This is a genomic window from Echinicola soli (assembly GCF_006575665.1).
Lineage (GTDB): Bacteria > Bacteroidota > Bacteroidia > Cytophagales > Cyclobacteriaceae > Echinicola > Echinicola soli.
The window spans coordinates 495,190-520,637 of sequence record NZ_CP041253.1 but is presented as its reverse complement, the minus strand read 5'-3'; the positions used below and the strand labels follow the sequence as shown (position 1 = coordinate 520,637).

Genomic DNA, 25,448 nt, shown 5'->3' with positions numbered 1-25,448 from the left:
GACATTGATAATCCGGGTTTAACAATTATCACTTCAATAACTTTTGTTTCAGAATATCAGCCAGTTACTGACTGACTGATATTTTTTTTAAATTATTATTTGCTGCAATAAAAAAAGCGCATACCTTTGCAATCCAATTCAACGACAAATGGTCGGTGAACAAAGGGAATTTAGCTCAGTTGGTTCAGAGCATCTGCCTTACAAGCAGAGGGTCGGGGGTTCGAATCCCTCAATTCCCACAGTAGTTTTGGTAAAGACTGAAAACAAGAATTGGATTGATATATTGGGAATTTAGCTCAGTTGGTTCGTGGCATCCCGATTTACATCGGGAGTGGTCGGGAGTTCGAATCCCTCAATTTCCACAGTAATTTTGGTAAAGACCTAAAACAGGAATTGGATTGATATATTGGGAATTTAGCTCAGTTGGTTCGCGGCATCCCGATCTACATCGGGAGTGGTCGGGGGTTCGAATCCTTCAATTTCCACAGTGATTTTGGTAAAGACTGGAAACAGGAATTGGATTGATATATTGGGAATTTAGCTCAGTTGGTTCGTGGCATCCCGATCTACATCGGGAGTGGTCGGGAGTTCGAATCCTTCAATTTCCACAGTAATTTTGGTAAAGACCTAAAACAAGAATTGGATTGATATATTGGGAATTTAGCTCAGTTGGTTCAGAGCATCTGCCTTACAAGCAGAGGGTCGGGGGTTCGAATCCCTCAATTCCCACTTAAAAAGCCTTGGTATTCACCGAGGCTTTTTTTAGTTTATGGTATTATGGAGCATCATTTTTATATTCTTTACTCCAAACAGCTTGATAGATTTTATATAGGACATACATCAGACGAGCTGGATCAACGACTACGAAGGCACAATACGAATCATAAGGGATTTACCGGAAGGGCAAATGACTGGCGTCTATGTTATTGTGAGGTGTATCCGTCAAAGTCAGAAGCCAAAGAGAGGGAATCGCAGGTAAAGTCATGGAAAAGCCGAAAGCGGCTTTTCCAACTGCTAGGATGAACGTGAAAGAGTGCGGAAGGAATTTAGCTCAGTTGGTTCGTGGCATCCCGATCTACATCGGGAGTGGTCGGGGGGTCGAATACCGATGAATATTTCGTTTTTCTGAGGCTACGTGCAAAGTTCCGGATAGTCATCCAAAATAATGTTTTATTTTCTAATTATATCCCCAAGTGGTGACAAGTTTTTACCTATGTCACCACTTGGGGAGATTTTTATAATTAAGTTTGGGGAAATGAGGGGTTGTAGGGTGCCGTTTCCCGTGATTTTTGTTTGACATGGTATTGGGAAAAATGCATGGTTATGAATGTTGGCTGGAATAGTCGGTCACAGACTGTTCAGGCCTTCACTGACGAAATCACAGAATTCTCAGAAACAGCTTATTTATTTCGGTAATTTCTGTGCATCCAGTGAGAAAAAGTTTTACTGGAAAGAATGTAAAAATCAGCTATTCATCACATAATGAAAATAAAAAAAATAATTAACTCTAAGCGTGTTTTGACCCTATTAGGATTAACGCTTGTTTTTAGTTCATGTGGGCATCGGGAAGAGGTCCCTGACTATCCGGTTACCATGACTTTTGATAAAATAGTACCTGCTTCCGAAATGCGTGTATTTGCCGGAGGGGAGTTGTTGGATAGTAAAGCGGACAGCGCGGTGATTGCAGAATTTTTGGATCGGTATTATAGCATCGGGTCTACCTTTTATAATTCCGGGTTTGAGGAGCCTGGGGCAAATTATGGAGATGGCGCCGAAATCACCTTTTTTGCTGATGGTAGAATTACCTACGCTTCGCAAATCATAGAGGTGAAAAGAAACGATGGCACCATAATCATGCAATCTAAAGTGACCAATGAGGTAGAGGACTCTCCATTGGTGGAGTCCGATTTTTTTAAGTATCCATATGATATCAGCGATAACGGACGGTATAATGTCCATCATGTCATGTATGGAGAGGAACGATCAGCCTTGGACGTGGCTTTACAATATTATAAGCTTGTTCGCTATAGTAAAGATAATGAATTGATGTCTGTGGATTTTGGGACGAGGCATAACGAATTTAATGAGGATTTTTTGGAAACCTTAACCGACAGCGACACGCTTGCTCTTAAATCCTACCGTTTAAAATATTCTGTAAAATAATTAGTGGCTTGGGCGTGGATGCTGGTTTTTGAAATCTCCAGGTAAACTTGGGAGCATACTTGGGTTATGTTTCTGGTAGTTGATTTTTTAATTATTTGACCATTAAAATAAATACATTTTCTGTTCGTCAATCTTTATGTAAATTTGGCGGAATATAATAATCAACTCAAGATATGAAATATACTTTAGAGAAACTCTCAATCTTGTTTTTATGCTTGTTTATGGTGCAGGTTACGGTGGCACAGCAAGTAGAAGAGAACAACCAAAGCGAATTTGGCGATTTTATTTACCGTAAAGGAAACATGTATAGGTCCGCTTCTGGAAAGCCTGGGCCGATGTATTGGCAAAACGGTGCTGATTACAATATCGATGTTACCTTGGATGATGAAGCGCATACCATCACAGGGAGCGTGACCATTCATTACACCAACAACAGTCCGGAGGCATTGGATTTCGTATGGCTTTATTTGGAGCAGAACAGGTTTACCGAAGACTCTCGGGGCACCTTGACCACACCGATCCAAGGTAACCGCTACAATGGCGATGTGGACGGTGGCTACCAGCTATCCAACGTATCTGCTAAAGTGGGGAAAAGAGGAGATGTTTCCGACAGATACTTGGTTACTGATACCAGAATGCAAGTGTTTTTTGAAGAGCCTATCCCTGCCAAGGGAGGCGAAGCGACCATCTCGATGGACTTCTCTTACAAAATTCCTGTAAAGGGAATGGATAGAATGGGCCGCTTGGATGTAGAAGAAGGCACCATCTATGCTCTGGCGCAGTGGTATCCTCGCACAGCGGTATTTGATGATGTCAAAGGTTGGAACACGGAGCCATACTTGGGCGCAGGTGAGTTTTACCTGGAGTACGGTGATTTTGAATATTCCGTGACGGCACCTTCAGACCATATTGTAGTCGGATCAGGTAAGTTGTTAAATCCGGGTGATGTGATGACCAATACCATGCAAGACCGGATGGACAAAGCTATGAAAAGTGATAGTACCGTGTACATCCTGACTCCTGATGAAGTAGCCGATCCTGCTACGAGGTTAAAGCAAGATGGAACCTTGACATGGAAGTTTAAGATCGAAAATTCCAGGGACATTGCTTTTGCTTCATCCCAGGCATTTATTTGGGATGCTGCCAAAATTGACCTGCCAAGTGGCAAAACGATCTTGGCACAATCGGTATATCCTAAGGAAAGTGATGGTCAGGATGCTTGGTCCCGGTCCACTGAATACAGCAAGGCTTCTATCGAACATTATTCAGAGAAATGGTTCGAATTTCCTTATCCTGCCGCTACAAACGTGGCTGCGGATATCGGCGGAATGGAATATCCTGGACTTAATTTCTGTGGATATGAAAGCAAAGGGGAGTCACTTTGGGGAGTGACCGACCACGAGTTTGGCCATAACTGGTTCCCAATGATCGTAGGCAGTAACGAGCGACTTTATCCTTGGATGGATGAAGGATTTAATACTTTTATCAATCATTACAGTACTCTGGAGTTTAATAATGGCGAGTATCCAGCTGATCTGGACCATACCAGAAAGTATGTTTCTTGGTTCAATAGAGAAACCCGCGAGGGAATCGACACTTATCCAGATGTGGTAAATACCAGTAACCTGGGCATGACCGCTTACATGAAGCCGGGAATGGGCTTGATCATGTTGCGGGAATATATCCTGGGACATGAGCGATTTGATAATGCCTTCAAGTCTTATATCGAAACCTGGGCTTTCAAGCATCCTCAGCCTACAGATTTCTTTAACCACATGGAGAATGTGGCAGGAGAAAACCTGAATTGGTTCTGGCAGAACTGGTTCTATGGGAATGATAATATCGACCTTTCTCTTGATGGAGTTTATCCTTATGGTGGCAATTATGTCATGGCACTGTCCAATAGGGGTGGGGTGCCCATGCCGGTATTGGTAGAAGTAACATTCGAAGATGGAACTTCCGAGCGGTTTAAATTGCCTGTCGAAATCTGGCAGAGAGGTGACCAATGGAATCACCTTTACAAAACCGACAAGGAAGTGAAAAGCATAGTGATCGATCCTGATAAAGTGCTGCCAGATGTGAATATTGGCAATGACAAATGGCCTTCTGCTATCTATGAAGAAGAATGATCCATTAATTGGTACATATTTTAATAAAAAAGGCGGGCGGAATCCCGCCTTTTTTTATGACCAATGTCCATGGAGGTGATTGCTCATAAGCAAACCAGTACCGGAAACCAAGGTGATCTGCCCTGAATGAGTAGGTGGACCAGATTCTTTTTTTGGCTGTTGGGCAATAGAATACAAATGAAATTTTCCTCCAATTGGTTTTTTCCACTATTTATAAATTGCCCCTAATTTTTTTATTAATAATTGTTATTTATACACTTTAAAATTCCAAAATATTAAAAAATCTTCCCGATAACTGTTTTTATAAAATTAACCGATAGCTGTTTTTGTAAATTATTAGTGTTAAAAACACATTTAATTATTGCGAAAGAGTAGAATATTCTCTAATATTCGAAATAATTAATAAGTGGCTTTAGTACACTTATTAATTATTGACAGTCGGGAATGATTGGTGTTTCATTTCTAAAGGTACTCGTTTTTAGCGGGTTATGTAGTGTTTAATGAGTTTCAGATTTTCAATAAACCCCATTAGTATGAAATGTAAAGCTTTACAGAAGTATTTTGCTGTGGCGACTTTGCTGGGAACCTTTCTGTTACAGCAAGTCCCCCCACTTGGAGCAGCGCCGCTCCCTCACCCTAACTTATCAACATCCAATTTCCTTAAAAGTCAAGTAACGGAACTTACTGTATCTGGTACAGTGGTGGATGCGGAAGGAATTCCCATTCCCGGAGTTTCCGTGTTGGTAAAGGGAACCTCAATAGGTGTAGCGACCGATTTGGACGGTAAGTATACCTTGGATGTACCTTCAGCCGAAAGCGTCTTGGTATTTTCTTACTTAGGTTACGAATCTCAAGAAGTTACGGTTGGTAACCAAACGACCATAGACATCAGCATGGGTGAAAACCTCAGTGATCTTGGAGAAGTAGTGGTCGTAGGTTATGGTGTCCAAAAGAAAGGAACCATCACTGGTGCTGTAGGTGAAGTAGATTCTAAAGATCTAATCAGAACACCTTCCGTGACTACGTCAGAAGCGTTGGTAGGTAAGATCCAAGGAGTGACTGCCAGGCAGACAGATGCCAGACCGGGCTCCAGTGCATCCATCCAAATCCGGAACATGGGGACGCCGCTGTACGTTATCGACGGAATCCCTTCTGACGCTGCCCAGTTCAATAACCTTGGCCAAAATGACATCGAGAGTATCTCGATCTTAAAAGACGCTTCTGCAGCGATCTACGGTATGCGGGCAGCCAATGGTGTGGTATTGGTAACGACCAAAAAAGGCAAAGCCAACCAGCCTGCAGAGATCAGTCTTAGCGGCTACTATGGTTTGCAGAACTTTACCCGATATCCCCAGCCGGCCGATGCGTACCAATACTTGCGCGCCAATGCAGAGTCGAATGTCAATGCAGGAAGAGCACCGGGAATATCTCCTGAAGAACTGTCGAAATGGCAACAAGGTACGGAAAAAGGCTATGTCAGCACGGACTACTATGATTTTGTGATCAAACCAAATGTGCCGCAATATTCCTTAAACGGTAGTGCTGTGGGTGGTTCTGAGAACACAAAATATTATATCTCATTGGGACATTTGAAACAAGATGCCACGATTGACGATTACCTGTTCGAAAGGACCAATTTCCAGTCGAACGTCGATGTGACATTAGCCGATGGTTTTAAAGTAGGGATGCAGCTTAGTGGCCGTATCGAAAACAGAGAGCAGGTAGGTGTACCAGGATTGGATGATTACTTTAACCCATTCCTGAGTATTTTCACCATGTGGCCTACAGAGCGTCCTTATGCCAATGATAACCCTAACTATGTCAATGGTGAGGTGCACAACATTAACGTAAACCCTGCTACTTATACCAAAGACGTCACAGGTTATGTAAATGAAGTACAACGAGCGATTAAAGGTAACTTCTTTGCGCAGTATGACTTTGATTTTGGCTTGTCCATGAAGGGTACCTACTCGTATAACTACACCAATCTGGACTTCGATGGTTTTGAGTATACTTATGATGGTTACGGTTACGATGAAGCTACGGATACGTACTTTACCAATGACAACATGGGCAACCAAAACCCTTGGAGAGAGAGAAGAAAAAGAAACACGGTGGATCGCGTGGGCCAGTTTCAGATCAATTATGCCAAGAATTTTGGTGCACACAACTTGTCGGCGATCCTAGGTTATGAGCGATGGGACCAGCAGTCTCATTATATGGTCGTGCACACTGTTCCGCCCAATAACTATATTCCGTTGATGTCCTTTGCCGATCAGGATTTGCTGATCGATGAGATTTATCAGGAGGCAAGGGACGGTTACCTGGGTAAAATCAACTATGATTACAAGGAGAAATACCTGGTAGAGTTTATTGCCCGATACGATGGATCGTTCCTTTTTCCTAAAGAAGATCGTTACGGATTTTTTCCTGGAGTTTCCGCAGGTTGGAAAATCACCGATGAGCCTTTTATGGACAATATTAAAGGCAATGTGCTTTCGGATATGAAACTCCGGGCCTCTTGGGGGCAGACAGGTAATGACCGATGGATCGGCAGCAATGACTTTATTGTAGCACCATTTAGCTACTATGCCGGGTATGATTTTATTCCAAGTGCCGGAGGAAGTGCCGTACTGGATGGAGGCTTTGTGCCGGGTGTTAATCCTCGAGGACTGCCAGTGACCAATTTATCCTGGGTGACCAATACCAATGTGGATATCGGTATAGATACGTACCTTTTCAACAGCAAGTTATTCTTACAGGCGGATGTATTTCAGCGAAAGAGAACGGGTATTCCGGCCAGTCGATATGATGTGCTATTGCCCGTAGAAGTAGGGTATACCCTCCCTGTCGAAAATCTCGAGTCCGATGTACACCGTGGCGTGGAAGGTATGGTGACTTATACTGGCAGGACCGGTGAAGTGGACTTCTCCATCAGTGCCAATGCGACTATTTCACGGTTGAAAACATTGGAAAGGTATAAGCCTCGTTTCGGTAATTCTTGGAACCAATACCGTGATATGGATGATGGCAGATGGAACAATATCAACTGGGGCTATAATGTGGTTGGAAGATTTGAAAGTAAAGAGCAAATTGAAAACTATCCAGTGGATATCGATGGAAACGGCAATAGAAACGTCCTTCCGGGAGATTTTATCTATGAAGACGTTAATGGGGATGGCCTAATCAATAACCTTGATGAACGTCCTATTGGCTATGCAGAAGGAGCCAATCCATACATGAGTTTTGGCCTAAACGGATCGGCCAGTTATAAAGGCTTCGAACTGTACTTTAGCTTTGCTGGAGCCTCCATGCAGACCTTTACCCGAAACTGGGAGCTGAGATACCCTTTCCAGAACAATGGGAACTCGCCCGATTTTATGTTTGAGGACAGATGGCATCGTGAAGACCTCTTCAATGCGGACAGTGAATGGGTGCCAGGTACTTACCCGGCTATCAGAAGGGCTGGGGCAGACCACCTATACAGGCACAGTAATTTCTGGCTGACCAATGTGCGTTACCTGAGGTTAAGAAACCTTGAGTTGGGATATCGCGTGCCAAAATCCTTCTTGGAGAAATACGGCATCGGTTCACTGAGGCTGTATGCCAATGGTACCAACTTGGTATCCTTTGACAATGTCAAGGACTTTGGAATTGATCCGGAGATTGGCTCAGCCAATGGGCTGGTTTATCCGCAGCAGCGACTGTTTAATTTTGGATTTAACCTAACCTTTTAAACCCCAAAATGATGAGATTATCTAATATAACTATAACACTGGCGGTAATTGCAGGCTTGATGATGAGCTCCTGCGAATCCGATTGGTTGGACCGTCAGCCACCAAATATTTTACTTGATGACCAAGTCTGGAATGATCAGGGATCCATTACCGGAGTCCTGTCCAATTTCTATGACCGTTTGCCTGCACATACTACCCTCCAAACGGGTTGGGTGGACTTTGCGGCCTATGATGAAGCGACCTGGTCAGGTTATACTGGGAATGATTGGTTGAATAACTTGCTCACTTATGACTATGGTCGATGGGGCTTGTGGGATTATAATTTGATCAGGGACATCAACCTTTCGATCCAGAAATTAAGCACCTATTCCACTTTGCCTGAGGATCAGCGTACACAGTTTATCAGTGAGCTGCGTTTTATCCGTGCGTTCGTCTATTTTGAGCATGTGAAGCGGATGGGTGGTGTGCCGATTATTACCGAAGAATTGATATATGACTTCAGTGGTGACCCTACCTATCTACAGCATCCGAGAAATACCGAGCAGGAAGTGTACGATTTCGTGATCAGTGAGATGGAAGAAATCATGCCTACACTGGGCAATGGAGAAAGCATCACCAGGGCCAACCGCTTTATTGCTTTGGCAGTGGTGAGTAGGGCAGCTCTTTATGCAGGATCGATTGCCAAGTATAACAACCTGATGCCTTCTCCGATTTCCTTGCCAGGAGGAGAGGTGGGAATCCCCGCTTCAGCAGCAGAGGGATACTTCACCAAATCCTTGGAGGCATCGAGAACCATTCTCCAAGAAGGTGGATACGCACTGTATAACAATAATCCGGATCTTGGTGAAAACTTCTACGAAGCGATTGTCTCCAAGTCCAGTAACCCGGAAGTGATGTGGGTGCAGGATTATTTGGCTTCAGCAGATAAGCGGCATGCGTTTACTTATGACAACGTAGCCAGATCAGTACGGGAAGATAACTTGGCTTCTTCTGCCCTGACGCCGATTCTGAACTTGGTGGAGGATTATGAATACTTGGATGGTAGCTCAGGGGAACTGAGAACTCGCACCGCTGACGGTTCGGATTATATTTACTATGACAATGTGGAAGATATCTTTGCCAATAAAGATGCTCGCCTCTATGGGACGATCATCTATCCAGGAGCGCCGTTCAGGGGACAAGAGGTCTTCATGCAAGCAGGTATAATGGAATGGAACGGCTCCGGTTATGATATGATCGAGTTTGCCGATCAACAGCCAGACCTTGGCTCTGTTTATGCAGACGGCGGTGTGCTGAAAGCAGAGGCTGGGCCACACAGGAGCTTGCAGGATGTAAGTAACACTGGTTTTTACCTTCGCAAGTATGTGGATGATACTCCCGGAGCCAGTACCCGAGGTAACTTGAGTGAGGTATGGTGGGTAAGGTTCCGTTTGGGAGAGATTTACCTGAATGCTGCTGAGGCTGCTTTTGAACTTGGTGAATCTGGCGAAGCGCTTGGCTACGTCAATACCTTGAGAGAGCGAGCCGGTTTCGGAGCCAATAGTCTTTCCGCCGTGACCTTAGAACAGATCCGTCATGAAAGAAGGGTGGAGCTGGCTTTTGAAGATCATGTTGTGTGGGATTATAAGCGATGGAGAGTGGCTCACCTGAAATGGTCAGGAAGCACCGATAATCCCGAAAGTATGGCTTATAGCCTGTATCCGTACAGGGTGGTAAGGCCAGGTGATCCCAGAGATGGCCAGTTTGTGTTTGTAAAAGAAGTGGTGCCACGTTTCAGAGCGCCTCGTTTCTTCCGCTTGGGGAATTATTATTCCTTGATCGGGCAGAACCTCATTGATGCCAATCCGAAAATTGTAAGAAATCCATTCCACTAAAAGATGCCAATTATGAAACTAAATATCATTCAATCGTGCCTTTTGCTGGTGCTGGGTTTTATGGTGGCCAGCTGCGAGTACGATAATTTTGAAGAACCAAAATCAACCTTGACCGGTAGAATTGTATACGAAGGAGAGCCGCTTGGCCTTAGAAACCAAGGTGTGCAGCTGGAGCTATGGCAGCATGGCTATGACCTGTTCCAGAAAATCCCTGTGTATGTGTCACAGGATGGTACATTCTCTGCCAAATTATTCGATGGAAACTATAAGCTGACCTTGATCAGGGGTAATGGCCCATGGATGGATCAGACAGATTCCTTGGACATTTCATTGAGCGGAGCCCAAGAAATCGAGGTGGAGGTAGATCCTTACTTCACCCTAAATGAGCCTAACTATGAAATTGTCAATGACACTATTGTCCGGGCCAGTTTTACAATCAACCAAATCAATGCGGCTAGTAACATAGAGTTTACCGATGTATATTTGGGCAGGACTTCGCTGACCGATATCGTTCGAAACGAGGGGTTGGGCAGGTTCTTTGGCAATCAAGTGAGCCCAGGTACAGCCGCTACGATGGATGTGACGATTCCTGATGGTCTGAGAGGTAGAAGCGATCTATTCGTTCGTGTGGGTGTGAAAACCGTCGGTGTGGAAGAGTTGCTTTATTCCCCGGTGGACAATGTGTCCATAAACTAACACACACTTATCAAAACCTATTTAACCGGGAATAGGCTGTCTCATCATAAGAAATTACGTCATCACGAGCGAAGCGAAGTGATCTCGATGTGTACTTATTTTACGCACGAATAGATTACTTCATTCGATATTCACCGAATTCGTAATGACGACGACTTTTGAGGCAGCCTCTTCCTATTTATAATTACTGATATGAAAAAGCCACTAATAACCTTTCTGCTAATTTTGATTTGTGTTATTGCCGGAATGGCCCAGGGCATTTCCGTGCATGACCCTGTAATGATCAAGGAAAACGATACCTATTACCTGTTTTGTACAGGCAGGGGGATCGCGGTATGGTCTTCTCCTGATATGGAGAACTGGGAACGTGAAGCCCCTGTTTTTTCAGAAGCACCCACTTGGGCAAAGGATGTTGTCCCTGACTTTGGGAACCATATATGGGCACCGGATATTTTTTTCCATAACGACCAATATTACCTGTATTATTCCATCTCCACTTTTGCCAAAAACACTTCTGCCATTGGCGTAGCCACCAATAAAACACTCGATTCCTCCTCACCTGATTATAAGTGGACAGATCACGGTATTGTCATCGAAAGTGTGCCTGGGCGGGACATGTGGAATGCGATTGATCCCCATATCATTACCGATGAGCAAGGGACACCTTGGATGTCTTTCGGATCCTTTTGGAGTGGGTTGAAGTTAGTGAAGTTGACAGAGGATCTCTTATCGGTAAAGAATGGCCCAGAAGACTGGTTTACTCCAGTGAGAAGGAAGAGAACCTTTGAGCTGGATGAGAGAGATCCGGGAGATGCCGCTGTCGAAGCCCCGTTTATTTTCAAAAAGGATGGATATTATTATATGTTTGTGTCTTTTGACCTCTGCTGTCGAGGAGAGCGGAGTACCTATAAAATGATGGTGGGAAGATCCAAGACGCTGACTGGCCCTTATTTAGATAGAGATGGCAAAAGCATGTACAATGGTGGAGGTACTTTGGTGCTGGAAGGGAATGAAGACTGGTACGGTGTAGGCCATAATTCCACCTATACATTTGATGGAAAGGATTATTTGATCTTTCACGGTTATGATGCCCACGACAATGGAAGGCCAAGATTATTTATAAGAGAGATTAGCTGGGATGCTGAGGGATGGCCACAGGTGAGTATTGAAGAATAATGGGATATCAGGTTATTCCTGGTTTTGCCACCGAACAGGCTGATCCTGATTTTCAATCTTCCTATGAGATTAGCCTGGATGAGAACGGGACCATTGATGGGGAGCAGGAAAACAGGTGGTCATTTGATGCCCCTTGGCTTACATTAAATATTGGAAATGGTATATTTATAGACAAATTAAGGGTACAAAATGGTTACGATTGGAAAAATCACCAAGAAACACTGTTGTTCACAGGTTTAAATAACGAAGGAACGGCCATTTTTGGGAAAAAGAAATAATGGCTTAGGCAATGTAAAAAATTATGAAAAAACTCATTTCTGGTCTAATGCTTCTAGGAGGATTCCAAGTAGCCATGGCCCAAAAACCACAGGTACAACTTTTTCAACTTGATCAAGTGAAACTATCCCCAAGCCCCTTTTTTGAGGCACAGTACGTGGATATGACCTATATGAAGGCCATGGATGTGGACCGTTTACTTGCTCCCTACATGCTGGAGGCGGGTCTGGATTGGTCGGCAAAGCGCTATCCAAATTGGGAAAATACCGGTTTGGATGGACACATTGGCGGGCATTACCTGTCTGCACTGGCCATGATGTATGCCAGTACAGGAGATGAAGAAATGAAACGGCGGATGGATTACATGGTCGAGCAGCTGGCCATAGCCCAGAAAGAAAACGGAAATGGCTACGTGGGGGGGATTCCTGGTGGTCAGGCCATGTGGAAAGAAATTGGACAAGGAAAAATCGATGCAGGAGGATTTTCGCTTAACCAAAAATGGGTGCCGCTATACAATATCCATAAAATCTATGCAGGCTTGAGAGATGCCTACTGGATAGGGAAGAATGAGCAAGCCAAAACCGTTCTAGCAGATCTTACGGAGTGGTTTTATGAACTGACAAAAGAACTTACCAATGAGCAGTTCCAGCAAATGTTGATTAGCGAGCATGGTGGTATGAACGAGGTGTTTGCTGATGTGGCAGCCATTACAGGAGAGGAGAAATACTTGGGATTGGCCAAGAAAATGTCTCATAAAATGGTGTTGGAGCCATTGGCACAGCATGAGGACGAGCTTACAGGCATGCATGCCAATACCCAAATCCCCAAGGTGATCGGGTTTCAGCGAATTGCCCAAGAGGGAAATTTAGCCGAATGGCAAGATGCAGCAGATTTTTTCTGGCATACCGTGGTGGAGGAGCGATCGGTGACCATTGGGGGAAACAGTGTCCGTGAGCACTTTCATCCCGTAAACGACTTTTCTTCCATGGTCTCTTCCAATCAAGGTCCGGAAACCTGCAATACCTACAACATGCTCCGGCTGAGCGAGCAGCTATTTCGTTCCAATCCAAAAGCTGAATATGTAGATTTCTTTGAAAGGGGATTGTATAACCATATCTTGTCCAGTCAGCATCCTGAGAAGGGCGGCTTTGTGTATTTTACACCAATGCGGCCCGAGCATTATCGAGTATATTCACAGCCACATCAGGGCTTCTGGTGCTGTGTGGGATCTGGACTGGAGAATCATGCGAAGTACGGAGAGTTTATCTATGCCCATTCCAAAGAGGAATTGTATATCAATCTTTTTATTCCTTCTGAGTTGCGCTGGGAAGAAAAGGGAATGGTGCTAAAGCAGAAAAACAATTTCCCGGAAGAGCCTAGGAGTTCTTTTACATTTGACTTAGAAAGGCCGCAGAAAATGGCCGTTAAGTTGCGTTATCCATCATGGGTGGAAAAGGGAGCGCTGGAGGTTTTTGTGAATGGCCGCTCCATTAAAGTCAACGCAGCACCTTCCTCTTTCGTGACCATTGACAGAAAGTGGAGAAACGGGGATCAACTAGAGGTAAAACTCCCTATGAACATGCAGTGGGAAGTACTCCCCGATGGATCGGATTGGGGGGCATTTGTGTACGGTCCGATTGTTTTGGCGGCCACTGAGGGAACGGAGAACATGCCTGGTCTCTTTGCTGATGATAGTCGAATGGGACATGTGGCAGCTGGGAAGATGATACCGCTGGCAGAGACGCCTGTATTGGTGTCGAAAGGTACTCGTCCTGAGGCCTTGCCGGTACCGTCTTCCAATCCTATGCAGTTTGAGCTGGCATCAATAGATGCAGATGAAAATGTTTTTACGCTAAGGCCATTTTACCAAGTACATGACACCCGGTATCAGATTTATTGGCCAATCAGCGAGCCCGATAAAGTGACCGCTACAAGGAAAGCAATCGGTGAAAAAGATGAAGTTATGCTGGCATTGGAACGGGCTACGGTAGATCAAGTCGCTACGGGGGAGCAACAGCCGGAATCCGATCATTTCTTTAAAGGAGAGCATACTCTTTCGGGCAATACTGAAGGATATTTCTGGAGGAGCACCACCGATTGGTTCAGCTATGAGCTTAAGAACGACAATAGGGAGGGCAAAAAACTGAGACTGGTTTTTCCTGCTAAGGTGGTAGGGAATACTTTTGATATCTTTATCAATGGTAAACTGTTTCAGGAGGTCCAGTTAGAAAACAAGGAAGGATCCAGTCAGGAAATTGATTACCCGCTGCCAGAATCATTACAGAAAGAGGAGAAGTTAGTGCTGGAGTTCCGTGCGGAGAACGGCCAATCAACCGAGCGGATTTATTATGTACGTTTAATGAAGTAAAATGGAAGGAGTTTGATCTGAAAGCTGAGCGGAGTCAGTCCTTCAGCTCTAACCAGACTCAAACGTCGAAAGGAAAAGTTATGATAACAGTCTCAAGACTTAAATCTATAAAAACCATGAAAAAAATAACCCTAATTGTTTGTTTGCTCATTAGCTGTTGGGCTTGTTCAGAGAAAAAAGAAGACATGACCTTGCAGTCACCTGATGGGCAGCTCATCTTGGATGTGAAGCTGGAAGAAGGAAAGGCACTATATCACCTCAGCCGAAAGGGCCAGGAAATTTTGGAATGGTCACACCTGGGGGTGATGATGGGCAACGTGAACCTGTATGAAGGGCTGACACTCGGTAGCGTGACCGGAGTGTCAGAAATAAAAGACCAATACACCCTGCTGCATGGCAAAAAGAAAAACATCACGTATCTGGGGAAGGAAAAACACTATACTTTTTTAAATAAAGAGGGAGCAAAACTATCTGTCATCTTTAGACTGTCCAATGATGGTCTGGCATTCCAGTACCAGTTCATTGGAGCAGAAGGCAAGGAGTACACTATCGAAGATGAAATGACCACGTATAATTTTCCGGAAACCGCAAAAGCCTGGATGCAACCGATCGCTGAAGTCAATACCGGATGGGAGAGCAGCAATCCGTCCTATGAAGAGGAATATCAAATGGGGGTCCCCGTGGGTACAGTATCACCTATTTCTTCTGGTTGGGTTTATCCAGCCCTGTTTCACAGCAATGATACATGGTTGTTGATTTCGGAAGCGGGACTTGGAAGTGATTATTGCGCCACCAGACTACATGCCGAGTCTCCAGAAGGAGAATATGCCGTGACCTTCCCTAGTGACGAAGAGGCATTTCCAGGTGGTCCGGCCAAGCCGACAAGTACTTTGCCCTGGAAATCACCTTGGAGGATTTTGGCCGTAGGTGATCTGGGAACTGTAGTCGAATCCACTCTGGGAACCGACATGGCAAAACCACAGATAGACATGACCACGGATTTTATCGAACCTGGACAAGCAGCGTGGAGCTGGGCCTTGGGCAAGGACCAGTCCATCACTTATGATATCCAAAAAGACCATATTGATTTTGCGGCCAAGATGAACTACGAGCATTGCCTGATCGATGTTAATTGGGACACAACCATCGGGTATGACAAGATTGCCGAATTAGTGGCTTACGCAGCTGACAAAGGCGTAAAGGTCCACCTTTGGTACAACTCAGCAGGTAGCTGGAATACTACGCCATACCATCCCAGAAATATGCTGGTGGAGGATGAAGGTAGAATGAAGGAGTTTCAGCGGATCAAGGAGATGGGCGTGGCAGGTGTAAAGATCGATTTCTTTGGAGGGGACGGGCAATCAATGATCGGATACTATCATGCCATTTTGAAAGATGCTGCAGCGGCCGGCCTTATGGTGAATTTTCATGGAACCACATTGCCCAGAGGTTGGCAGCGGACTTATCCTCACCTCATGACCATGGAGTCGGTAAAGGGCTTTGAGATGATCACTTTTGAGCAAGCTTTTGCCGATAGGGTGGCGGCACATTGTGCAGTGCTGCCATTTACACGGAATGTCTTTGATCCGATGGATTTTACGCCGATGTCGCTTGATGAGATTCCAAACATAGACAGAAAAACGAGCAAGGCTTTTGAACTTGCCTTGACGGTAATGTATGAATCAGGTATTCAGCATTTGGCCGAAACCCCTGAAGGAACAGCCAAGCAACCCCAAGAAATTATCCAATACCTTCAGCAATTACCAGCTACTTGGGAAGATACTCGTTTTTTGGAAGGTTATCCGGGGGAATTTGCAGTATTGGCCAGAAAGGGGGAAGGGAGATGGTATGTGTCCGGGATAAATGGGGCTGTTGAAAGTAAATCCATTCAGCTCGATCTATCCTTTGTAGATGCTTCCAGCAAGTGGTTATTGATCACAGATACTGCTGATAAGGCAAGTTTCGATATCAAGGAAGTGAATGTGGGTGAGGGGTATGAGGTGAATTTGTCGGCAAATACCGGTTTTGTACTTTTCCAAATGAAATAAAAAATGTAATTTAGACACTTAATAACTGATAAACCTAATTAAAATCATGAAGAAAATCTTACTTGGCGGTCTGATGATGGCAGTAGTGATGCTGTCCGGATTTGCTACCATGGCCCAAAACAAACTGGTCATCAATGCAGACCAGGGAAAGACCCAAATTAGTCGACATATTTACGGACATTTTAGTGAGCACCTTGGTCGTTGTATCTATGGTGGTATCTGGGTCGGCCCTGATTCGGAAATAGAAAATATCAATGGTTATCGAACCGATGTATTCGAAGCCTTGAAAGCATTGGACATCCCCAACCTCAGATGGCCAGGGGGCTGTTTTGCGGATGAGTACCACTGGACAGATGGGATCGGTCCGAGAAGCGAACGACCTAAGATGATCAACACCCACTGGGGTGGTGTGACAGAAGATAATTCCTTTGGTACGCACGAATTCTTTGGTTTTGTGGAAATGCTGGGTACCGAGCCCTACATTACGGGCAATGTGGGCAGCGGCTCCGTAGAGGAAATGTCCAAGTGGGTAGAGTACATCAACTTTGACGGAGTAAGCCCAATGGCCAACTTACGTAAGAAAAACGGCAGAGATGAGCCTTGGCAGATCAAGTACTGGGGAGTAGGAAACGAAAGCTGGGGCTGTGGAGGCAATATGACTCCTGAATACTATGCGAATGAGTACAGAAGATACGCCACATTTGCGAGGGATTATCCCGGAGCCAAACTTTATAAAATTGCCGGTGGTGCCAATTCTACCGATTACAATTGGACTGAAGTGTTAATGCAAAAGATTCCACTTCACATGATGGATGCGATGTCTTTGCACTACTATACCATTCCGGGCAACTGGGGTGATAAGGGCTCTTCTACTGATTTTAGCAAAGAAGAATACCTGACTACCTTAGAAAAGGCAGCCTTTATGGACCAGCTATTGACCAACCATGAAACCAGAATGGATAAGTACGATCCGAGAAAGCGCGTGAAGTTGATCGTGGATGAATGGGGTACCTGGTATGATGTGGAGCCTAACACTAATCCCGGCTTTTTGTATCAGCAGAATACGCTAAGGGATGCATTTGTGGCTGCGATTACCTTGAACATCTTTAACCAACATGCTGATCGTGTCCATATGGCCAACTTGGCACAAACGGTAAATGTGCTTCAGGCGTTGATCCTTACCGAAGATGATAAGATGCTCCTGACACCGACTTACCATGTGTTTGACCTTTATAAGCCCCACATGGATGCGACATTGCTGCCATCATACCTGACAAGCGAAAAAGTGAAAGCTGGTGATGTGGAGATGGAAGCACTAAACGTGTCTTCGTCACTTTCTGAAGATGGTACTGTCAATATCAGTATCGCCAATGTCGATCCAGATAAAGCCATGGACCTGGATGTGCTCCTTCACGGGACTGAAGCCAAGGAGGTTTCAGGAAGGTACTTGACAGCACCTGAACTGAACAGCCACAATTCCTTCGAAGACAATGAGGTGGTGAGCATTGAGGCGTTTGATGATTTCAAATGGAATAAAGACGTGCTTAATGTAAAGGTACCAGCAAAGTCCGTGATAGTTCTGAGAGTAAAGTAAGGTAGGTTTGTAGTACTGTGTAGTGAGGCTGAGGTCAGAAGACCTGAGAGGAAAGTGGAGGAGCGTCATTGCCAACGGAGGGCAAATGAGTAAAGCAATCTCAGCTTCGAAACACGAGATTGCTTCGTTCCCGATAGCTCGGGACAGGCTATACTTCCTCGCAATGGCGATTAGAGAAATGGTAGCATCATAACCAAAACGTCATTGTGAACGCAGAGAAACAAAATGAAGCAATCCCGTCTGCCCTAAACGTCATTGCGACAACCGGAGGGAGGAAGCAATCTCGTATTCTTAAGACGGGACTGCTTTGTCATATCTTCCTGTTTGGCATCAGATAAGCCTGTTCCATATCAGGCAAACCTGTTGGATACCAGGCAAGCCTGTTTGGCATCAGATAAGCCTGTTTGGCACCAGGCAAGCTCGCGGTGATGATTCTATCATTGGTACCCTCTTTAGGACGAAATAACATAACTCATATAATAAAGTATTAGCACCATGAACGATAAATTTGTCATTGGCTTGGATTATGGCTCTGATTCTGTCAGGGCGGTAATCGTCAATACGAGCAATGGGGAGGTAAAAGGCAGCCATGTCTTTTGGTATCCCAGATGGAAGAAAGGGAAATACTGTGACCCTGTAAGCAATCAGTTTAGGCAGCATCCATTGGATCACTTGGAAGGTTTGGAAGAGACGATCAGGGAAGTGATAAAGGAATCCGGTGTACCTTCTGGTCAGATCAAGGGGATTTGTGTAGATACAACCGGTTCTTCCCCAATGGCAGTGGACAAACAAGGCAAGCCGCTGGCGTTGTCTCCGGAATTTGCTGAAAATCCCAATGCCATGATGGTGCTCTGGAAAGACCATACTGCTATCAAAGAGGCCGATGAAATCAATGAACTGGCCAGGACATGGGGTGGAGAAGATTATACCAAATACGAAGGAGGTATTTACTCTTCAGAATGGTTTTGGGCAAAAATCCTTCATGTCATCCGTGAAGATGAAGCCGTAGCAGAAGCCGCTTATTCTTGGATGGAGCACTGCGATGTGATTACGGCCGAATTGATCGGTTCTGATGATCCATTGGAGGTTAAGCGTAGCCGATGTGCTGCTGGTCACAAAGCCCTTTGGCACGAAAGCTGGGATGGCCTTCCGTCAAAGGAATTTCTATCCAAGTTGGATCCAAGGTTAGCGGATTTAAGAGATCGACTTTATACAAATACATTTACTTCTGATTTGCCTGCGGGTAATTTGAGCGGTGAATGGGCCAGGAAATTAGGGCTGAGCACTGATACCGTTGTGGCTGTGGGGACTTTTGACGCCCACGCCGGTGCCGTGGGGGGAGAGGTGACTGAAAATACCCTGGTAAAGGTCATGGGGACATCTACCTGTGATATCATGGTAGCCTCCCATGAAGCCATTGGTGACAATTTGGTGAAGGGCATTTGTGGTCAGGTGGATGGTTCGGTTATACCGGGGACAGTTGGACTGGAAGCCGGACAGTCTGGTTTTGGTGATGTTTTGGCTTGGTTCAAAAACCTTGTGGTCAAGCCGACAGCAGAGCTGATTCGCGCCAGCAATGAGCTGGACGATGCAAAGAAAGAAGCCCTGATCAATGAAATCGATCGACAACTGTTGATCAAATTATCTGAAGAAGCGATTCAAATCCCGCTGTCTGATACCGCACCTGTGGCCTTGGATTGGGTGAACGGAAGAAGGACGCCAGATGCTAACCAAGCACTGAAAGGAGCCGTTATGGGGCTGAATATGGGAACGGATGCCGCCAGGGTCTTTAAGGCATTGGTGGAGTCTATTTGCTTTGGATCCAAGAAGATCGTGGACCGATTCAGGGAAGAAGGTGTAGCCATCGATGCGGTGATAGGAATGGGCGGTGTCGCGAAGAAGTCCAAACTGGTCATGCAGACCATGGCCGATGTCCTGAACATGCCGATCAAGATTGCCACTTCAGATCAAGCACCAGCTTTGGGAGCAGCGATGTACGCATCCGTAGCTGCAGGTATTCATCCAAGTACTGAAGCGGCGATTGCAGCCATGACGAATGGTTTTGACAAGGTCTATGAGCCGATTCCAGAGAATGTAGCGGTTTATAAGGAGCTGTATGCCAAGTATGCTGAATTTGGTGCCTTTGTGGAAGGGAAAAAAACAGCAGCACTAGCGGATCAGTAATATAGTACTGCCCAACAGCTAAAAGCCCTCCAAGGCATGTTTGTTATTCTCAAACATGCCTTGGAGGGCTTTTGTATTAAGGGATACGATGTTAATTGATCGATGTCTTCGGGTTTCGATTGTAAGTTTACCGAGAGTCTTCAGGCTTTTTCATCTCTGGTCAGGTTGCTGCAATTTTACTGGTAGGTCTTTTTGACTGCTGTACAGTTTCAATTCGACGATATCACTTGGCATAGAGAATCCGCCGGCCTCAAGGGCTTCTTTTACCTGTTTCATGATTTCTCCCCTTACGATCACAGCTTCCCGACGAAACTCAAATGTATTTACCCAAAAAAAGACTTTGAGATTGACGGTGCTGGTTGCCAGTTGATCTTCCGCGACGTAATTTTCATGGATACCATCCTGTACTATGGAAGGATGGCTGTTGACAGTTTCCATAATGACACGTTTGGCTGCTTCCACATTGTCTTCATAAGCAATGCCCACCATAAAATCCCAGCGGAAAAACCCATCTTCTGTATAGTTGATCACCGGTTTTTTGAGCACATCGCTATTGGGGATGTACACGTCCCTACCATCAAATGTCTTCAGTTTGGTGTACCTGAATTCCAGGGATTTGATTTTCCCGAAAAGATCCCCTACTTCCACTGTGTCGTTGACATTAAAGGGTCGGCTGAATGCAAGGATAATTCCGCTGATAAAATTCTCGCCAATATCTTTAAAGGCAAAGCCTATGATGATGGCCGATGCCCCGATGGAGGTGATTAAAAAAGTGGTGATTTCTCCAAGGCCAGCGATATTCATGGCATAAATGATCACCAAAAGCAACAGGCAGATTTTAACCGTATTGCCTAAGAACCTGCTCATCAGTGGGTCACTGGAACGTTTTCTGATTCGTGTTCTGGTGGCTTCACCAATCCGGCGCGCTATAAGGTAGCCAATTGCCACAATGATGATCCCTAAGATGATTCCGGGAATACTTTCAAGAAAATTTTGCCAGGAATCCCTGACCGAACTGATGATTGTTTGAAGATAGCCTTGTTCCATAGTTTGTGCACTTTACCCAAAATACTGATTTTTTTCGATTCTATATGATTTGCAGTGGGTAAGTTGAGTGGTAGTGGGCTATATGGGGATCATCCGTTACCAAGCTAATGCTCTAGCGGTACCTCTGTCTACTAAATATAGTAAGGTGCGTGTCATGACTAATGCCGTTAGGTAGTAAAGCTTGCTAAAATCAGGTTGCTCCTGGAGCCCTTTGTGCCGTAGGCATGCCTCGCTATAGGCGGGTACAAGACGGTTTTTCCTTTGGTGGAGATGGTAAGAATGAGTATTGCCCAACAGAAAGTCATTGGGATGTCTTCTGCTGGGCAATATACTTAATGGCTATCTGAATGAGCTGGTTCTGAGCCCATCCAATAGGGCGGGACTTACCTTCTGCCCGGACCTCTTGACTTTTTACGGTTGGCAAAAAACTCTTGCTTTCTGCGCTGTTTTTCTTTGTTGAATTCCTTTTTCTCCTGTGCTGTCATTGGCTTATCAGTTTGCGGAAAAGGATGGTCCTTCATTACAGTGATCTGCTTTTTTGCCAGCTTTTCAATGGCCTTTAGGTCAGCATTTTCCTCTGGTTCGCAAAGGGAAATAGCCGTTCCTTCCTCACCAGCCCTGCCGGATCGGCCGATCCGGTGAATGTAAGTTTCGGGGGTGTCAGGGATGTCATAGTTGATGACATATTTAAGTTTGTCAATGTCGATTCCCCTGGCAGCAATGTCAGTGGCGACCAGTACATTTAGTTTGTTTTCCTTAAAATCACTGAGCACCTTTTGACGCTGATTTTGAGCCTTGTCACCGTGGATGGCAGCAGCCTTGATATGCTTTTTCTTTAAATCGCGGGTGATTCTGTCGGCTCCATGTTTGGTCCTGGAAAACAGCAATACCTGATCCATTCCCTCTTGCTCCAATATATGGATAAGCAGTGATTTTTTGCTGCTTTTATTGGTGTAGTAAACGTACTGTTTGATCGTTTCCGCGGTGGAGGATACCGGAGTGACTTCTACCTTCTGGGGATTGTTTAGGATATCCTTGGAAAGCTGGAGGATATTGTCCGGCATGGTCGCAGAGAAGAACAGCGACTGCCTTTTTGTAGGAAGAATTTTGAGGAGTTTTTTAATATCATTGATAAAGCCCATGTCCAGCATACGGTCAGCCTCATCCAGTACAAACAGATCAACTGCCTTTAGGCTTATGTGTCCTTGGTCGATCAGGTCCAGCAAACGCCCAGGAGTGGCCACGAGGATGTGTACCCCTTTTTTAAGCTGGGCTACTTGTGCGCCTTGTTTGACACCACCAAAAATCACCGTATGGCTCACATTGGTGTATTTAGCGTATTCTTCTATGTTTTCACCGATCTGGATGGCCAGTTCCCGTGTAGGGGTGACGATCAATGACCGGATCTTTGCCCAAGGCTCGTTTGCATATGGGGCCTGGTGAATGTGTTGAATAATTGGAATCGCAAATGCGGCAGTTTTTCCCGTACCAGTCTGGGCGCATCCCAAGACATCTTTGCTTTGAAGAATGTGGGGAATGGCCTGTGCCTGGATAGAAGTGGGCTCGCTATAGTTCTTGTCCTCAAGAGCCTTTAATATTGGAGGAATAATCCTCAGGTCTTTAAATTTCATAAGTAATGTGATAAGGGACATCCCCGGGGTAGGTTAACGATCGAGTGCTAGATACAGGTGCAAAATACGTGTTTGCAACGTTTATCAACAAAATTTCCGGATATGGATGGATCAATAAGTTCAGGTTTTCCGGCCAATTGCACTCTGCCGGAGGTCATTTAATGTACAAAGGTACAAAAAAAAGCCCAAAGATAATGCGGGTTATTTTTTCTGACGCAAAGAAGAAGCCCGGATGTGCAGGGCGGTGTTCAGCACGATCTTTTTTTGGATAGCTTTTTCCTCCTCGATTTGCTCGAGGATGAGTTTTGCGGCATTCCTGCCAATGTCATGTGTGGGGTGAGCCACCGACGTCAGGTTGGGCTCCACGACCGTGGCATGAAATTCATCCGAAAATCCTGCCAATAACAGGTCATCGGGGATGGCCAATCCACATTGCTTGATTTCCTTCATTGCACCAAAAATCACCGTGTCGTTTACACCTAAAAGTGCATCCGGCCGTTGTGGAAGGTTCAGCAAATTCCGAATGGCAAGTGCGGCACTTTCTGTGGAAAGATCGGTATGGATGAGGTATTCCTTTTCAAATGGCAGCCCTACTTCCGCCAGCCCTTTTAGGTAGCCTTCGGTTCGTTCTTGTACTATATTAAGGTGCTTTGGTCCTGTGATATGGGCGATCTTACGTGCCCCGTTGGCAAAGAAATGGGTAGTGATGTCCTTGGCCATGGAGACGTTGTCCACCACTACAGTGGAGACTTCTTTTTCCAAGCATACCCTGTCAAAGAACACCAAAGGCACGTCATGGTCGAGAACTTTTCTGAAGTGATCTGTTTGATTGCTATTTTGGGCCAAGCATACGATGAGCCCGTCGATTCTTAGGTTAAGCAGGTTATAGACACATTCGATTTCCTTTTCCAAGGTTTCTTTTGACGAGGAAATGACGATATAATATCCGGCTTGTTGCAGTTCATCCTCTATACCTGAGATAATGGAAGAAAAAAAGTATGTGGCCAAGTCAGGTACGATGACCCCAATTACGCGGGTTTGTTGACGAAGTAATCCCATGGCCAGTGGATTGGGAATATAATTCCGCTGTTGGGCCAGTGTCTTGATTTTTTTGGTGAGGACTTTATCGATGTCTGGATGGTCCTTTAGTGCCCTGCTTACCGTGGAGATGGCGACCCCAAGTTCGCTGGCCAAGTCTTTTAGGGTGACCCTTTTTTTCTTCATGGGATAAAAAAAATAAATTTTTTTTTATCCGCAAAGCTTTGCACAAACCTTTGCGGGTTCTCAGCGAAGGTTTGGCCACATTTTAAGTGTTTTTTTGACCGAAAATATGGCTATCTTGGAGTGTTTTCCCTAAAATAACAAGGAATAAAAAGTATGAAGTTAACCCCTTTAGGTAATACAGGAATTCAAGTTCCCTCCATCGTTTTTGGCACCAGTGCGCTAGGCAATCTTTTTACAGCGCTTAAACCAAGCGAAAAGGAAGCCATCGTAAAAGAAAGTATCCGCTATACCCAGCCCCAGACGTTTTTTGACTCGGCTGGAAAATATGGGGCTGGCCTGGCACTGGAGTCTCTCGGTAATGCACTGAATGCTCTTGACGTGCCCAAGGACCAGGTAGTGGTCAGTAATAAACTTGGTTGGGTAAGAACCCCATTGGTAGGTGATGAACCCCAGTTCGAAAAAGGAGTCTGGAGGGATCTGAAGCACGATGCGGTCCAAAAAATCAGTTATGACGGAATCTTGGAGTGCTTTGAAGAAGGTAATGAATTGCTCCAAGGATATTCCACACAGCTGGCCTCTGTGCACGATCCGGATGAATACTTGGCCAAAGCCACTACAGCAGAGGAAGAGAAAGCCCTTTTTGAAGATATTCTGGAAGCTTACAGGGCATTGGAGGATTTAAAGAAAAAAGGTTTGGTAAAGGGAATCGGTGTGGGCGCAAAGGATTGGAAAGTCATCCCGCGGATTTATGAGCATATCAAGCTGGATTGGGTGATGTTTGCCAACAGCATGACCATCATCTCCCATCCAAAGGAATTGTTGCAGTTTATGAAGAAGCTGTCCGATGATGGTGTGGGGATTTTGAATTCTGCCGTATTTCAATCCGGCTTTTTGGTCGGCGGGGATTATTATGATTATCAACTGATCAAACCTGATTCCCCGGAAAATAAGGCCCGGTTTGAGTGGAGGGAACGGTTTTTTGCGCTCTGCAAGGAATTTGAAATACCACCGGCACATGCCTGTGTACAGTTTGGGCTTTCTGCTCCAGGGGTGGCCTGTGTCGCATTAAGTACTTCAGAACCCGCTAAAGTGAAAAGGAATGTAGAAGCGACGGAAAAAGCTTTGCCCGCTGAATTTTGGGCAGAAATGCACAATAGGGGACTTTTAAAAGAATATAGCCCTTTGTAGGTTGAAATTGGAAGATTGTAAAATTATAAGATTGTAAAATTTATCCATTTGATAATAATAAATCAGCAATCACCATTAACGAATAATCAATAACCAAATAACCAATAACTATA

The 25,448-nt window shown here is 45.0% G+C and carries 16 protein-coding genes and 2 tRNA genes; 15 read left to right on the top strand and 3 right to left on the bottom strand.

Going from position 1 to position 25,448, the window contains the following annotated elements:
• Nucleotides 1-164: 164 nt before the first annotated feature.
• The 14 genes from FKX85_RS02275 (at nucleotide 165) to FKX85_RS02210 (ending at nucleotide 20,245) form a co-directional block, all read left to right on the top strand.
• A tRNA-Val gene (locus tag FKX85_RS02275) sits at nucleotides 165-239 on the top strand.
• A 415-nt stretch (nucleotides 240-654) separates the two neighbouring features.
• A tRNA-Val gene (locus FKX85_RS02270) sits at nucleotides 655-729 on the top strand.
• Between the two features lie 48 nt (nucleotides 730-777).
• Entirely contained in the window at nucleotides 778-1,023 is a 246-nt protein-coding gene (locus tag FKX85_RS02265; protein ID WP_141613190.1) for a GIY-YIG nuclease family protein, read from the top strand.
• Between the two features lie 495 nt (nucleotides 1,024-1,518).
• Nucleotides 1,519-2,163, top strand: a complete 645-nt coding sequence (locus FKX85_RS02260; protein ID WP_229239736.1) for a hypothetical protein — start codon at nucleotides 1,519-1,521, stop codon at nucleotides 2,161-2,163.
• A 173-nt stretch (nucleotides 2,164-2,336) separates the two neighbouring features.
• Nucleotides 2,337-4,292, top strand: coding sequence for a M1 family metallopeptidase (locus tag FKX85_RS02255; RefSeq protein WP_141613189.1), 1,956 nt, complete (start codon nucleotides 2,337-2,339; stop codon nucleotides 4,290-4,292).
• A 533-nt stretch (nucleotides 4,293-4,825) separates the two neighbouring features.
• Nucleotides 4,826-8,029 carry a SusC/RagA family TonB-linked outer membrane protein gene (locus FKX85_RS02250; protein WP_141613188.1) on the top strand — a complete coding sequence of 1,068 codons (3,204 nt, stop codon included), beginning with the start codon at nucleotides 4,826-4,828 and terminating at the stop codon, nucleotides 8,027-8,029.
• A gap of 11 nt (nucleotides 8,030-8,040) precedes the next feature.
• The gene (locus FKX85_RS02245) at nucleotides 8,041-9,903 is read left to right on the top strand and encodes a RagB/SusD family nutrient uptake outer membrane protein (RefSeq protein WP_141616671.1); all 1,863 of its coding nucleotides are present in this window, start codon (nucleotides 8,041-8,043) and stop codon (nucleotides 9,901-9,903) included.
• A 12-nt stretch (nucleotides 9,904-9,915) separates the two neighbouring features.
• Nucleotides 9,916-10,599, top strand: coding sequence for a DUF3823 domain-containing protein (locus FKX85_RS02240; RefSeq protein ID WP_141613187.1), 684 nt, complete (start codon nucleotides 9,916-9,918; stop codon nucleotides 10,597-10,599).
• A 192-nt stretch (nucleotides 10,600-10,791) separates the two neighbouring features.
• Nucleotides 10,792-11,775: an arabinan endo-1,5-alpha-L-arabinosidase gene (locus FKX85_RS02235; RefSeq protein WP_141613186.1), complete on the top strand. Its 984-nt coding sequence runs from the start codon at nucleotides 10,792-10,794 to the stop codon at nucleotides 11,773-11,775.
• Nucleotides 11,775-12,053, top strand: a complete 279-nt coding sequence (locus FKX85_RS02230) for a lipocalin-like domain-containing protein (protein ID WP_141613185.1) — start codon at nucleotides 11,775-11,777, stop codon at nucleotides 12,051-12,053. The genes FKX85_RS02235 and FKX85_RS02230 overlap by 1 nt, the downstream gene beginning before the upstream one ends.
• Before the next feature lie 23 nt (nucleotides 12,054-12,076).
• Nucleotides 12,077-14,419 carry a glycoside hydrolase family 127 protein gene (locus tag FKX85_RS02225; RefSeq protein ID WP_210416899.1) on the top strand — a complete coding sequence of 781 codons (2,343 nt, stop codon included), beginning with the start codon at nucleotides 12,077-12,079 and terminating at the stop codon, nucleotides 14,417-14,419.
• 116 nt (nucleotides 14,420-14,535) lie between these two features.
• Nucleotides 14,536-16,467, top strand: coding sequence for a glycoside hydrolase family 97 protein (locus FKX85_RS02220; RefSeq protein WP_141613184.1), 1,932 nt, complete (start codon nucleotides 14,536-14,538; stop codon nucleotides 16,465-16,467).
• A 46-nt stretch (nucleotides 16,468-16,513) separates the two neighbouring features.
• On the top strand, nucleotides 16,514-18,061 hold the full coding sequence (locus FKX85_RS02215) for an alpha-N-arabinofuranosidase (RefSeq protein WP_141613183.1): 1,548 nt from the start codon (nucleotides 16,514-16,516) through the stop codon (nucleotides 18,059-18,061).
• A 495-nt stretch (nucleotides 18,062-18,556) separates the two neighbouring features.
• Complete coding sequence (locus FKX85_RS02210) at nucleotides 18,557-20,245, top strand: ribulokinase (protein WP_141613182.1); 1,689 nt, start codon at nucleotides 18,557-18,559, stop codon at nucleotides 20,243-20,245.
• A 150-nt stretch (nucleotides 20,246-20,395) separates the two neighbouring features.
• Here FKX85_RS02210 and FKX85_RS02205 read toward each other — a convergent pair whose 3' ends face one another.
• The 3 genes from FKX85_RS02205 to FKX85_RS02195 all read right to left on the bottom strand — a co-directional run bounded on the left by FKX85_RS02205 (nucleotide 20,396) and on the right by FKX85_RS02195 (nucleotide 24,147).
• Nucleotides 20,396-21,292 carry a mechanosensitive ion channel family protein gene (locus tag FKX85_RS02205; protein ID WP_141613181.1) on the bottom strand — a complete coding sequence of 299 codons (897 nt, stop codon included), beginning with the start codon at nucleotides 21,290-21,292 and terminating at the stop codon, nucleotides 20,396-20,398.
• A 383-nt stretch (nucleotides 21,293-21,675) separates the two neighbouring features.
• Entirely contained in the window at nucleotides 21,676-22,923 is a 1,248-nt protein-coding gene (locus FKX85_RS02200) for a DEAD/DEAH box helicase (protein WP_141613180.1), read from the bottom strand.
• Nucleotides 22,924-23,124: 201 nt separating this feature from the next.
• Nucleotides 23,125-24,147: a LacI family DNA-binding transcriptional regulator gene (locus FKX85_RS02195; RefSeq protein WP_141613179.1), complete on the bottom strand. Its 1,023-nt coding sequence runs from the start codon at nucleotides 24,145-24,147 to the stop codon at nucleotides 23,125-23,127.
• A 153-nt stretch (nucleotides 24,148-24,300) separates the two neighbouring features.
• Between FKX85_RS02195 and FKX85_RS02190 the strand changes: the two genes are divergently transcribed.
• Nucleotides 24,301-25,335: an aldo/keto reductase gene (locus tag FKX85_RS02190; protein ID WP_141613178.1), complete on the top strand. Its 1,035-nt coding sequence runs from the start codon at nucleotides 24,301-24,303 to the stop codon at nucleotides 25,333-25,335.
• Nucleotides 25,336-25,448: the final 113 nt, after the last annotated feature.

Bases quoted from the DNA above. Each gene is read 5' to 3' on its own strand.
- FKX85_RS02265 (WP_141613190.1), top strand. From the start codon at position 778: ATGGAGCATCATTTTTATATTCTTTACTCCAAACAGCTTGATAGATTT.
- FKX85_RS02255 (WP_141613189.1), top strand. From the start codon at position 2,337: ATGAAATATACTTTAGAGAAACTCTCAATCTTGTTTTTATGCTTGTTT.
- FKX85_RS02250 (WP_141613188.1), top strand. From the start codon at position 4,826: ATGAAATGTAAAGCTTTACAGAAGTATTTTGCTGTGGCGACTTTGCTG.
- FKX85_RS02245 (WP_141616671.1), top strand. From the start codon at position 8,041: ATGAGATTATCTAATATAACTATAACACTGGCGGTAATTGCAGGCTTG.
- FKX85_RS02240 (WP_141613187.1), top strand. From the start codon at position 9,916: ATGAAACTAAATATCATTCAATCGTGCCTTTTGCTGGTGCTGGGTTTT.
- FKX85_RS02235 (WP_141613186.1), top strand. From the start codon at position 10,792: ATGAAAAAGCCACTAATAACCTTTCTGCTAATTTTGATTTGTGTTATT.
- FKX85_RS02230 (WP_141613185.1), top strand. From the start codon at position 11,775: ATGGGATATCAGGTTATTCCTGGTTTTGCCACCGAACAGGCTGATCCT.
- FKX85_RS02225 (WP_210416899.1), top strand. From the start codon at position 12,077: ATGAAAAAACTCATTTCTGGTCTAATGCTTCTAGGAGGATTCCAAGTA.
- FKX85_RS02220 (WP_141613184.1), top strand. From the start codon at position 14,536: ATGAAAAAAATAACCCTAATTGTTTGTTTGCTCATTAGCTGTTGGGCT.
- FKX85_RS02215 (WP_141613183.1), top strand. From the start codon at position 16,514: ATGAAGAAAATCTTACTTGGCGGTCTGATGATGGCAGTAGTGATGCTG.
- FKX85_RS02210 (WP_141613182.1), top strand. From the start codon at position 18,557: ATGAACGATAAATTTGTCATTGGCTTGGATTATGGCTCTGATTCTGTC.
- FKX85_RS02205 (WP_141613181.1), bottom strand. From the start codon at position 21,292: ATGGAACAAGGCTATCTTCAAACAATCATCAGTTCGGTCAGGGATTCC.
- FKX85_RS02200 (WP_141613180.1), bottom strand. From the start codon at position 22,923: ATGAAATTTAAAGACCTGAGGATTATTCCTCCAATATTAAAGGCTCTT.
- FKX85_RS02195 (WP_141613179.1), bottom strand. From the start codon at position 24,147: ATGAAGAAAAAAAGGGTCACCCTAAAAGACTTGGCCAGCGAACTTGGG.
- FKX85_RS02190 (WP_141613178.1), top strand. From the start codon at position 24,301: ATGAAGTTAACCCCTTTAGGTAATACAGGAATTCAAGTTCCCTCCATC.